This window comes from Archangium sp. (assembly GCF_036389735.1).
GTDB lineage: Bacteria > Myxococcota > Myxococcia > Myxococcales > Myxococcaceae > Archangium.
In genome coordinates this window covers 1-12,570 of sequence record NZ_DASVWK010000273.1, presented here as the reverse complement: position 1 = coordinate 12,570, position 12,570 = coordinate 1, and the positions used below count along the sequence as shown (strand labels likewise).

Below are 12,570 nucleotides of genomic sequence, written 5' to 3'. Positions count from 1 at the left end.
GTCCGGAAGGCCCCCGCCAGCTGCCCCAGCTCGTCCTCACGCGAGCTGTCCAGCGCCACCTGGAAGTCCCCGGCCGCCACGCGATGGGTGGCCTGGGTGAGCGCCAGCAGTGGTTGGGAGATCTGCTTCTGGAGCACCCAGAACATGATGACGAGTTCCAGCAACAGTGAGGCCACGCCGAACAGGAGCACGTAGCGCGCCGACCTCAAGGCGGCCGCGGACACCACGCCCTCGGGCAGCACCGTGACGAAGTTCCACTCCGGCCCCTTCAACCGGGCCACCGCCAGGTACTCGTCATGCTCCGGCAGCTCGAGGAGGTTCTCGCCAGGCGGGCGGTTGCGCACCTGCTCGAAGAGGTTCTGGAGATGAGACTGCTGCTCCTTGGAACCCAGTGTCGGGGGCACCTCACCCGACGCCTGGGGGGCGCCCAGGATGTTGTAGCCCACGGTGGCACCCCGCATGTCCAACTCGGGATGGGCGATGAGCTGGCCATCATCGCGCACGAGCAGGTTGTAGGCTTCCGGCAGGTGGTCGTTGATGGAGCGGGCCATCAGCTCATCCAGCAACACGTCATGCGAGAAGGACGCGACATGGCGGCCGTTCCCATCCAACGGGGTGGTGACCGTCACCATCCAGCTCTTGGAAGTGGGATCCATGAAGACGCCGCTCCAGGCCGTGCGCCGCTGCGGGTTCTTCTCGGGGAGGCTGACGGTGTAGTACTCGTAGCCGAGCGTCGGGTAGTCCGCCGGAACCTCCAGGGCCCAGTTGGGGCGCTCGGGCCAGTAGCTGAAGACCGGTCCTTCCGCCAGGGTGATGTAGGTATTCGTGAAGCGCCCCGCGAAGGCCGGCCCATACTGGGCGGCGACGTCATAGGCGGCCAGGATGCGGCGGCGCAGCTCCGTATCGAGCGTCACGCCCCGGGGAATGAAGACACCCACCCCCTTCGTCCCATCGAAGCCCTCGGCGCGGGAGCGGACGGTGCCGTCCGGCAGCTGGGTGAACAGGCGGTCGAAGCGCGGATTCGGATCCTCCTGGCTCCCGGCCTGGATGCGCTCCTCCAGGGCCTTCTGGAGGAGGGCGTGGTTGTCCTCGGCCAACACGAAGATGGCCTGCTCCCGCTGGCTGCGCTCCGACACATGCCGCGCCAGCTGCTGGATGGCTTCCTCCCGCAGCGTGTGGAACATGTGCAGGTAACTGACGAGCGTGGTCAGGGCGATCAGGATGCCGATGCGCACGCCCATCTGGATGAGGGTCGAGCGAGCGAGCGAGGTGGGTAGTCGGTTCGTCGGAGATGACATGCGGGCAGTCATCAACCGCGACGAGCGCCGAATGCTTCCCCCACAAACAATCCCTCTACAACTCAGGGAGCTGGCATTTCATGTCCAGCGTCTTTCAGGGCTCGTCGCGAACGGTCCGCACGCTGTCGTCGCGCTCGTAGACCAGTTTCACCGGCGCGCCTTCCTCGCTGGGGGCGAGGAGTTTGATGGTCGTTTCTCCCGCGCTCCAGGTCACCGACCCTTCGCCCTGGTCCAAGGGCTGCCCGTACTGGTGGCCGAGCAACTCCTTGAAGTGGCCGAAGACGTCGGAAGGCTGGCCCTCCCCTTCGGAACGAGCAAGCTCGGCGGAGACCTGCGTGAGCTGTCCGCCGAGGAAGCCAAAGTGGACGGTTGCCTGGCTCCCCGCCAGCAACCTCCTGGTGGAAAGGACGTCAGGACGGGAGGCCTCGACGTCGACGTAGAGGCCTCGGACTTCCTCGGGACTCATTCCCCAGCGGATGTTCTGGAGGCCTCCGGTCTCGACTCGCCGCCGCGAGGCGCGGGCCTTGCCACCTGGGGTGGACGGGGAGACGTCGAACGCGGACGCGGCCGGTGCGGAAGGGACGGAGTCGGGCGCCGGAGGCTTGAAGTTGCCCGCCGCCTCGGTGGAGCCGCTCCAGGTCTTCAAGCCCCAGATGAGCATCGGAACGCCGATGGCCGCGGGAGCAACCATCCCGGCACAAAACGCTCCGCCCACCCGCACGCAGGTGCTCATCCCTCCCACGATATTCACCGCCCCATAGACACTCAGGACGCTCCCGATGACGGCTGACACATTCCCGGGATGGTCGATGTCGGAAACCTCCGACCTCGGGACACGAAGCTTGTGCCCTGTGTTCGTCGTGACGACCAGGTTGTCCCGGTCACTGCGTTGAATCTCCGCGTCGAGCTGCGTGCCATTGACGCGGGAAATGGTCGCGGTGGTCGAGCACCCGCAAAGCACTGTCAGAAGAGCCACGGCGAATTTCGTCGGCATCGGTTTCCCCCGGGGTGTCCACCCCTGATTCCTGGCGAGCGGAATGCTCCCTGGTTCAGGTGAAGGAAAAGGGTGCGCGATGTGACAAAGAATCTTTTCGGACCCGGACCGCCGGGGGCTCACTCGGTGGTGAAGGAGCTACTCCGGGTGCACCGCCCGGAGGCGCGGAGCCCAGGACGAAGGAAGCGCCAGCACCGCATCCGACGAGGCCAGCGGCGTCAGGGTGAAGCCAAAGGCCTCGGGGTCCTTCAGGAAGGCCTGGAAGTCCGCGTCCTGGCGGAACCGTCGGTGCTGGCGCAGCGCATCGTCCAGGAGGATCGCCGTCACCTGATGCTCTCGGAGGAGCCCGCCGAAGGTCTTCTCCCGCGCCTCACGAAGGACCGGGAAGTAGCGGCGTCCGAGGTAGGCATCGTATCCCCCCCGGGCCTCCAGGAGGTGGACCCGCTCGCCGGGCGCCAGCCGCTCCTCCAGCCCGAGGGCCGCGATGGCCCGCACCGTCCGCAGGTGCACCAGCTCCGGCTGGGCGTCCTTCGTACCCGGGGTGAGGACCACGAGGCCGAGCGCCAGCAGCCCACCCAGCGCCCACCCCACGGGACGCGACGTCTCCCCGGTGTCCACCCGGGCGCCGAGCAGGGCCAGCAACGCGATGACGAGCACCCCCTGGATGACGAGGTAGTGGGCGCGAGGCATCAGCAACACGGCGGACATCACGGTCGGCACTTCCACGATGGCCAGGACTCCCGCCATCCGCTGGAGCCCCGGCTCCGCCAGTACGGACCGCCACCCCCGCCAGCGCGGGAGGAGCCTCGCGCCCTGCCACCCCATGGCCAGCAGCAGCAGCAGACGCCCCATCCGCGCCAGGTCCCACGGCCCCTGGCCGCCGGGGCCCTGGGAGAAGAGCGCCAGGGAGGCACCGGCGAACGCCTTCACGTTGAGCCCCACGTGCCAGACGAACGCCCCAGGGTTGCTCCTCAGGGCCTCCCCCACGGTGTCCACCTCGCCGAAGACGGAGCGGATGACCCGCGGGCACTCGTTCCATGGGTCCACGGAGCCATGGGTGTGCTTCACGTGGTTGACGGCGAAGTGCTGGCAGAACGCGTAGAAGCGCCGGCCTTGCGTGTCTCCGAAGGGATTGCCCAACACCTGCAGCAGCACCACCACCCAGACGGCGAACCCGACGGCCAGCGCGGCCCCCCGCGCGCGCGAGGCACGTCCCTCGCGCAGGACTCGTCGCACGAGGAACCCCACGAACAGGACGGTGGCGAGCAGGAAGGCCACGAAGAACTCCGGGCGCGCGAACGAGGCCAGCAACAGCCCTCCCGCGATGACCGCCCAGAAGCCCTCCACCGCCAGGAAGGAGGCCACCACCAACGCCACCTGTAGCACGAGCAGGGCGAGCAGCGTCGGCCGGGGCAGGATGTGCGGCGCCGAGGACAGCAGGTAGAGCGCGGACCCCAGGAGCGCGAGGACCGGCCGCGCGCCCATCCTCCGCATGAAGACGTAGCCGCCCACGGTGGTGAGGATGCACAGCAGTTGGTGGTTGGCGTAGTAGAGCGTGACTGGAGCCGGCCAGAGGCCCTCCAGGACGGAGTACCAGATGGAGTACAGCGGTCCCCACTCGGCGGCTGGCAGGTGCGCCCAGGACAGCGTCAGCCCCCGGCGCAGGTAGTCCGCCTCGTCCCACATCCCGAGATCCACGGCCCGCTCGAGCCCATGGAGCAGCTTCCAGCCCATCACGAGCAGGACCGCCAGACAGCCCGCGTCCACGAGCCAGGAATGCCGCGAGGGTGTCGGGGGAGCAGGCCGCATGGTCTCCATCTACCTCGGTGCGTCGCGGCGGGCTACCTCCTGCCACCATCCCACGATGAGGCGGTCACCCCCGAGCTGCACCACGGTGGGCATGCCCTCGCGGCTCAGCGCTCCGGCGCGCTTGTCACGCGAGGCGGTGACGACGCCATACGCGGTCCACGCCCCGGTCCTGCCGTTGCGGCCCTGCATCGCGATCCACTGGTGACCGGGGAAGCCCTGCTGCGCGGCGAGCTGCTCGGAGTCGTAGTAGACCTGAAGGTCGCCGTTGGCGGGCAGGAAGAGGAACGGCGCGCCCACGAAGCGGGAGAACGGGCCGGCGGGGGTGCTGTCGTAGACCCAGCTGTCCCCGTCGTTGTCGCTCCGGGTGACGGTGATGCGCCACTGGCCGTTGGCGTACTCGCGGAAGGCACAGAAGATGGTGCGCGTCCCCGGGATGGCGCGCATCATCACGTCACCGAACTCCACCGCCGCGTTGTTGACGACGGAGCCGTGGGGGGCCCAGCTCGCCCCCCCGTTGATGCTCTTCCAGACGCTGATGCCATGGCCCGTGCTCGCCCCGCCAATCAGTGCCCCATCCGAGCGGCGGGTGATGGTGCGGATCGGCGCTCCCCCGCTCGGCATCAGGACCCGCCAGCCCCCGCTCGCGAGCGCCGTCTCGTTGCGCGCGACGGACTCCCCGCTGTCGTGCTGCTCGAGGGGCCCGCACGCGGAAAGCGGCGCACAGAGCAGCGCGAGTGCCGTCAGCAGTCGTGGAGGGCCACAGGAGGAGCGACGGGAGCGGCGCGCGGTCGGGGTCATGACGGCGAGCGTGCCGGGCCAGACTCTCAGAATCAAAAGAAGAACCAGGAAGTCCAGTATCCAGGCGTTCGGCTCCACGACAGTCCGCCAAAAAAAACCTGCATAGTTCTCCTGCCCCACTCCTCCCTTCTGGGACGGCGCGTGTCGTGAGGAACCGCTGACCACACGCGCCATGGCTCAGAACGCATGCCCGAAGCGAGGACCCCCATGAAGAGGCAGTACCTCAGTCCCGACAGGCTCCTGCTCGACTCCCCCAAGCTCGCTGGCATCCCCTGCTTGTTCCTCTCCCTCCTGGTGTTGAGCGGCTGCAACACGGCCTACCGGGAGGCCATCGTCCGCGCCAGGAAGGCGGCGATTGGTGGGGACTTCATGACCGCGACCCGCGCCTATCGGGATGCCTGTACCGCCGAACCCGATGACAAGACGGCCTGTACCCGGGTTCCCATCTTCGCTCAAAAGGCGACGGATCAGGCCATCGCGGCCGCGCGCCCGGCGTGCGAGGCGGGTGATCTCGATCGATGCCTTCCCCCGCTGCTGGCGACCCGGGACATCATGCCCGATCACCCCGAGGTCACGGCGATGTTTGAAAAGGCCAGCCAACTCCAGACGGAGCGCTGCGTCGGCAAGTGGAAGCTGGAGGGCCCCTTGAACTCGGCGGTGGCCGGACTGGCGTGCCTCGAATCCCGCCGCGACCAACTCCCCGTCCCGAGCTACCAATCGCTCATCACCGGGAGCGCGAGCCGACTCTCCTCGCGCTTCACGGAGCTCGCCCTCACCGCGCAACAGAGCCGGGAAACGTCGGGCGCCGCCACCGTGCTCTGGTCCACGGCGCGGTGCCTCGCGCCGGACGAGGACAAGCATTCACGGTTCAGCCAGAGCCGCATGGAGTTCCTCAACCGGAGCTCCATCCCCATCACCATCGACCTCGGCGGCTCGGTGCCGTCCCAGATCGCCGAGGGGCTCTCCGATCTCTGCAAGCGTCTGTCCTGGGCGCTGCCTCCCTGGGCCCGGTGCGCGGAGACTGGAACGGAGCCCGATCAGCCGGAGGTGATGGATGTCCATGTGGACGCGCTCATCCAGCGCCCCCAGGAGGCCATCTCCGAGGAGCCACGGAGCATCACCTACGTGAGCGGTAAGCGGATGGAGCCCAATGCCAATTACGGGCTCGTCAGGGCGCACTTCGATGAGGCCGAGTATGCGCTCAAGCGTGTCGAGCGGCAGAAGAGCGCGAAGGATGCGGAGTGCACGAGCTTCAAGTCCGTTCCCCAGTCCTCCCAGTCCTCGCAGGAGGATCCCTGTGACGAGGCCAAGCTACTCGCCGAGCGGTACGGTGAGCGGAACACGGAACTCGAGAAGGCGACCAAGCAACTGCGCGAAACGCCCAAGGAGGTGGCAATAGAGGTGTACAGCACCTTCAATTACGTCGTGCGGAACCACATCTGGTCGTCGGGCTACCACTTCACGGTCCAGACGAACACCCCGGGCGCCCCAACCCCCCTCCGCCAGCAGGGAACGCTGCGCTTCGAGGACAAGGAGCACGTGGGCCTGGCCGTCGCCAAACTCCGGGAGGATCCGCTGGTGGTACCGCTCCCCGATGCCTACTCGAAGGCCTTCCTCGCACAGCTTGGGTCCGCGGTGACCTCGATGGTGCGAGCAGATGGAGAGGTGCGTGGCTCCGCGCGCCGGGCCCAGTGCCAGGAACTCCCAGCGGACTGGAGCATCCCCTGGGTGCAGTGCTGGGCCGAGGCCTCGCTCTGGGGGAGCGCTCGGGAGGGCGATGGGGTTGGGTTCCTTCAAGTCCTCGCCACCAGCGCCGAGGGGACTTCATCGCCGCGGTGCCGTTGAGGGCGAGAGGTCAATCCGATTGGGCGTTGCGCGGTGGGCGCAGATCCCGCAGGGGCCCGTCCCGACCGATGGCGATGAAAGGCGCCCAGAAGTGAGGATGCGGCTGCTTCTGGCGCAACGTCCGCATGGCATCACGCAGCGCCGTGGCGCGGCCCTGGCCGGCCATCAGGTTGCGGTAGTAGCCCTCCATCAACTGGTGCGTCGTCTCGTCATTGACCTTCCACAGACTCGTCACCAGCGTCTCCGCCCCAGCCACGACCAGCGCGCGACGCAGGCCGTACACCCCCTGGCCGAGCTTGATGTCGCCTCGCCCGGTCTCACACGCCGACAGCACCACCAACTGCGTGCCCCACAGGTTGAGGCCCGCCAGCTCGAGCGCCGTCACCAGCGAGTCCTCGCGACGGCGCGTGCCAGACGGTGTTGCCCGGTCATCAGCACCCGAGAGCACCAGGCCGGAGCGCAGCAGTGGGTCGGCGGGGCGCTGGGTCGGGCCCGAGGCACCCACGGCGCCGAAGGCCTTCACCGCACGCGCGCCCGCCGGGGCGGGGTCATCCTCGAGGAAGAAGCCATGGGTCGCGATGTGAAGCACGCCCGGCGTGCCCATCCGCAGCAGGGCGGCCTTGGTGGCGGAGTGGCCCATGAGGATCCGAGCTTGGGGAAGCAGACGCTGGATCGCCTCGGCTTCCTTGCGCGTACCGGGAAGCTGTAGCCAGGACTGGTCGAGCTCGGAGCGCGCCGTGGAGAAGAAGTCCTCGAGGGGGACCGAGCGCTCGAGGGTGGCCACCGCGGAAGGCCTGGCGGGGAGCGCGTTGAAATCCGGGTCCGCCAAGACCACCACGGAGCGCGGGAGGAGGATGTCCTCGGCCTCGGAGCGGGGCAGCAGGTCCTTGCCCGAGGTGAGGTAGGTGATGTCGAAGGTATCGACGAGGAAGCGCTTGCCGTCGTGAAGGACGGCGAAGGGGATGAGGGAGAGCTGCCCGTCGGGCGAGAGGAAGAGACGCCGCGCCGTGCCCAGATGTGGCGCCAGGTGCTGGAAGGTGAGGCCATGGAACTCCCGCGCAAGGGATTCATAGGACTCGGAGCCCCGTGCGAGTGCCTGGAGCAGGCGCAGGGCCGCGCCATCGAGGGTCTCGGCGGGGCCCAGGTCGATGGCGCTGGTGTCGCCATTCGCGAGGAGCATGAGCGCGAGGTAGCGCAGCTCACTGGGCTCGGATGAGGGCGGCGCATCGGGCTTGGGAACGACGGGCCTGTAGTTGTAGGTGATGAACTCGACGAGCGCGCCGTCCCTCGGGAGGGTTGCCTTCACGCTCTCGAGGAGCCCGGTGGGGGCAGGAAGCGCGCGGAGCGCGCGCAGCGTCGCCGAACGTTTGGCGAGGCCCGCTTCGAGCGCGGCCCCCTGGGCGGAGAGGTCCTTGAGGCGCTGCTGGTACTCCGCGAGAGGACCGGTACCGGGACCGGCGAACGATAGCTGGGTGAGCTGGGCGCGCAGCTCACGAAGGCGCTCGAAGGTCGCGCGATCTTCCACATCCACGAGGCCGCGATAGATGCTCCGAGAGATGTTGGAGATCTCCTCGGCCGAACGTCCCTTGCGGAGGATCGCGGCGGTGAGCGCGAGCTGCCGGATCCGGGCATCCTCCGGGTGCTCGCGGGCGAGCGCGTAGAGACGCTCCTCCTCGGCGCGGAGACGAAGCAGGACGCTGGTCAGGTGCGATTCGGAGAAGCCGAGTAATTCCTGGCGCAGGAACTCCTCGGAGGCGGCGAAGGCGGTCTCGAGGAATGGCAGGGCGTTGGAGAGGTCCTTCTGGGAGAGGTGGACTTCGATGAGCTCCTGACGCAGCTTGACCGTGTCGGGATGGCTCTTTCCGAAGACTCTTTCGCGAATAGAGAGCGCGTGCGTATACATCTGGGCGGCCCGCGCGGGCATTCCTTGCCGTCGACGGATATTCCCCATGCTTTCGAGGCAGTTCGCCACCCAGGGATCACCCCCCCCGGTGCTGGTGCTCCACAGAACCAGCGCGCGATTGAAGAGCGGCAGCGCCTCCGCGTCCCGACCCGCCGCCTCGAGGCTCTGTGCCTCTCCCAGTACCTTCTGCGCCTCCGACATTCGCGACCCGACGGTCGCGCACGCCGTGCAGAACAGGACGAGGAGCACTGTCGTCGCGATCGCCCGCCGCATGGTCACCTCCAAACCGTTTCACGAGCAGCGTACCACGGCCCCTGAACGCCCCTCTTGGGGTCGCAGCAAAGAGCAACGGGCCGGTCCAGGGACTCCCGGACCGGCCCGTTCATGTCCTACTCATGGGACTACTGCATGGCGGACACGGACGAGCGGGGGCTGGCGGGGACAACACAGCCGCCCGAGATGTTGTCATTGGTATCATTGCCGTTGTTGACGAAGGAAGTTCCGAAGCATCCCCCCGGCTGGCCGCAAGAATCGACGTAGCGGGCCGGGTTGCCGCAGCCGTCGTGGTCCCGGTCCTCGTACCAGCGCGTCACCTGCCAAGCGCCCGGGTTCGAATCGTTGCAGTCTTTGTCTGGGCTGCCCGCCAGGTACTTGCCCTGGACGACGACCTTTCCGGTCGCGTCCTTGAGGTCGCTGGGGTCCGTGCACCAGCGGAGCTGGAACCCAGAACCGGCGTAGCCATCCCGATCCGCGTCTCCGTACCAGAGGGGCGCACCCTCCGCGTCGTTCTCCTCACCGTCGCAGTCGTTGTCCACCTGGACGCCCTCCTCGCACAACTCCTCGGCTCCCGGGTACACGCCAACCTTGGCGTCATCGCAATCCCGGTCCTTGTTGGAGTAGCCAGCGACTGGAGTACAGCCGCGCACGGTGACGGCCGTCTGGCCGAACCCGTCGCCGTCCACATCTCGGTACCAGGTGAGTGCGTCCACGGCGTCGTCCACTCCACCCGAGCAGTTGTTGTCCACCTGGGTCTGGGTCGTGGGTTCGCAGACTTCGGACCGGCCCGGGCTGACGATGGCGCGGCTGTCGTCGCAGTCCGTGTTGGTGGAGACGTACTCGCCCTCGGGCTTGCGGCACGCCGTCACGGAAGAGCTGACCTGGGCGCCATAACCATCGTTGTCGGTGTCCGGGTACCAGGTGGTGGTGGGCAGGCCCTCGTCGAGCAGTCCGTCGCAGTCGTTGTCCCTGCCATCGCACACCTCGAGGGCTCCGGGCTTCGTGGCGGACAGACCATCGTCGCAATCCGTTTTAGTGGTCACGAAACCCGCGGGAGCGGTGCAGGCCAGGATCTTCAGGTTGGGATCCATGGTTCCCACCCCATCCTTGTCGGCGTCCGCATAGAAGGTGCGCAGCACGCCCTCGTCGATCTGCGCGTCGCAGTCGTTGTCCTTGCTGTCACACACCTCGGTGGCGCCCGGTCGGATGGCGTTGCTGCTGTCGTTGCAGTCCGTGTTGCTGCTGACGTAACCGGCGGGGGCGGTGCAGGACTGGGTGAACAGGAGCGGGTTGCCGCTCGTGTCCCCATCCGCGTCTCGGAAGAACGTGGTCTTCACGCCCTCGTCGGTGTCGAAGTTGCAGTTGTTGTCCAGCCCGTCGCACACCTCCGCCTTGCCAGGGTAGATCTGCGCCCCCTTGCCCGGTGCCGCGGTGTCGTTGCAGTCGTCACTGACAGCGGCGTAGCCCGAGGGCAGGGTGCAAGCCTGGACGGTCTCGTAGGGCAAGCCGTGACCATCCCCATCGGCATCCCGGTAGAAGGTGCTCTGGACGCCTTCGTCCACTGTGCCATTGCAATTGTTGTCCTTCACATCGCAGACCTCGGCCCTGGCCGGGTTGGTGATGGCGTCGGCATCATCGCAGTCCGTGCTGTTGCCCACGTGACCGGGAGGGGCGACGCAGGCGCGCTGGACGCCCGCATTGCGGCCGTAGCCATCCCCGTCCCCGTCCGGGTACCAGCTGGACCAGAGCGTCTCGTCCTCATCCACCGCGGCGTTGCAGTCGTTGTCCTTGCCGTCGCACACCTCGCTCGCGAACTGGTGGACGGACGGGTCGTTGTCCGTGGAGTAGCCCACTGGGCTCTCCGGCGTGGGATCGCACTCGAGGTCCACGACGTTCTCTTCCTGGATCCAGCCGGGGCCGACGGGAGGCGCGCAGCTCTGCTGGCGGGTGCTGAGGTAGACGTGGCTGTCGCCATCCGCGTCCAGGTACCAGGTCTTGGGATCCACCGGGTTGGCACCCGGCTCATCGTCGGCCAGGCCGTCGCAGTTGTTGTCCTTGGTGTCGCAGATCTCGGCCGCGTTCGGGTTGACGGTGGCATCGTCATCCCTACAGTCACCGGGCCGCAGCGCCCAGCCGCTGTTCACCGCGGGCTCGCCGCAGGCCCGCTTGGAGCCGGTGTCCACTCCGTAGCCATCCATGTCCGCATCCGGGTACCAGGTCCGGGCGCCAGTGCCGAGCACCAGGAACACCGCGCCAGCACTCGAGGAGTAGCCGGGAGCACCGACCGCGAAGTCCGCCGAGCCGTCGCCGTTCACGTCTCCCAGGCCCACCAGCGCGCTGCCCGTCTGGCTGGCGGATGCTCCGCCGTAGCGAGGAACGAGGGAGAGGGAAAGGGGGCTGGTGGCGGAGAACCGGACCGGACCGCCGCCGTACACCACGTACACGGCGCCGGCACTGGAAGTGTGCCCGGGGGCTCCGATGAGGAAGTCGCGCAATCCATCCCCGTCGACGTCACCGGGTCCCAGGAGCGCGGTGCCCGCCCGGTCCCCCGCCGCGCCCGTCCAGCGCGGCTGGGTGCCGAGCGCGACGGTGCCCGTGGTACCGCCATGGACCAGATAGACCTTGCCCGCGGCGGTGCCGGTGCCCGGTGCGCCGACAAGGATGTCCTCCTTGCCATCCTTGTCCAGGTCTCCCGCATTGGCCACCGCGCTGCCCGCGAGCTCGTTCGCGGTGGAGCCCGTGAGGATGAGGTCCGCGTCGGTGAGGCTCTTGGTTCCCGACAGCGGCCCGAAGAAGACGAAGACCGCGCCCGCGTCCGTGGCGGTGGTACTTACGTCGTAACGGGGTGCGCCCACCAGCAGGTCCCCCTTGCCATCGCCATTCACGTCCGCCACGGCGATGGAAGAGCCCGCCTGGACGTTGGTCTGCGAGGTGCCGGTGTTGCCCGCGATCCTGACGGGGGCATTGCTGAGCGTGCCCACGGAGGAAGGCGTCACCGGCCCGGGGAAGACGTAGACGGCACCAGAGTCCGTCGGACTGAGGGTCTCGTTGAGAGAGGCGCTCACGATGAGATCCGCGCCGCTGTCACCCGTGATGTCTCCCACGGCCACGGCCGCACCCGCGAGATCCTGGGCGGCGACTCCGCGCAAGCGCGGGCTACCGGTGCCGAGCAGCTTGTCCTTGGCGCCGGACGCGAGCAGTGCGCCATCCACGGGATAGGCCACTCCCTGATTGGGGTAGCTGGAGGAGCTGGCGTAGTTCGGAGCTCCCAATACCAGGTCAATGCCCGAGGTCCCGATGAAGTGACCAGCCGCCACGGCGGAGCCCTGGCGGTTTCCCACGAGTTCTCCCTCGAAGCGAGCGGCGTAGCCGCTGATGTCCACCTGGGGCGTCAAGTGCACCACGAAGGTGTAGCCCTTGAGCGTCGTGGTAGCGCCGGGAGCACCAATGAGGAGGTCGGTGATTTTATCACCGTTCACATCCCCCGCGCCCAATGCCGCACCCGCGCGCGTGCTGGCGGGGCCCGTGAAGCGGCGCTCCGCCTGACCAGGCAGTGCGCTCACCGAGCCCGCGGCCAACTTGCACGACGGATCGCCCGGCAGGGCCTGCTCCTGCGTCGCCAAGGTAGAGGAACGCTTCTCCTCCTG

Annotated in this window: 7 protein-coding genes; 1 reads left to right on the top strand and 6 read right to left on the bottom strand. The window is 68.0% G+C overall.

Annotation, left to right across the window (positions count from 1 at the left end; translation table 11 throughout):
• From VF794_RS09840 to VF794_RS09825, 4 genes are all read right to left on the bottom strand, one after another.
• A partial coding sequence (locus tag VF794_RS09840) for a cache domain-containing protein (RefSeq protein WP_331109078.1) occupies positions 1-1,298 on the bottom strand: 1,298 nt, incomplete at its 3' end.
• Between the two features lie 94 nt (positions 1,299-1,392).
• Positions 1,393-2,031, bottom strand: a complete 639-nt coding sequence (locus VF794_RS09835; protein WP_331109076.1) for a hypothetical protein — start codon at positions 2,029-2,031, stop codon at positions 1,393-1,395.
• 399 nt (positions 2,032-2,430) lie between these two features.
• Positions 2,431-4,101 (bottom strand): hypothetical protein, encoded by a 1,671-nt coding sequence (locus VF794_RS09830; protein ID WP_331109074.1) that lies wholly within the window; start codon positions 4,099-4,101, stop codon positions 2,431-2,433.
• A 9-nt stretch (positions 4,102-4,110) separates the two neighbouring features.
• Entirely contained in the window at positions 4,111-4,935 is an 825-nt protein-coding gene (locus tag VF794_RS09825; protein ID WP_331109072.1) for a hypothetical protein, read from the bottom strand.
• A gap of 171 nt (positions 4,936-5,106) precedes the next feature.
• Between VF794_RS09825 and VF794_RS09820 the strand changes: the two genes are divergently transcribed.
• Complete coding sequence (locus VF794_RS09820) at positions 5,107-6,744, top strand: hypothetical protein (RefSeq protein WP_331109070.1); 1,638 nt, start codon at positions 5,107-5,109, stop codon at positions 6,742-6,744.
• Between the two features lie 10 nt (positions 6,745-6,754).
• Here the strand turns inward: VF794_RS09820 and VF794_RS09815 are convergent, their stop codons facing one another.
• Both VF794_RS09815 and VF794_RS09810 read right to left on the bottom strand, forming a co-directional pair.
• A complete protein-coding gene (locus VF794_RS09815; RefSeq protein ID WP_331109068.1) occupies positions 6,755-8,920 on the bottom strand; it encodes a CHAT domain-containing tetratricopeptide repeat protein in 2,166 nt (721 codons plus the stop codon).
• 128 nt (positions 8,921-9,048) lie between these two features.
• Entirely contained in the window at positions 9,049-12,546 is a 3,498-nt protein-coding gene (locus tag VF794_RS09810) for a MopE-related protein (RefSeq protein WP_331109066.1), read from the bottom strand.
• Between the last annotated feature and the right edge of the window lie 24 nt (positions 12,547-12,570).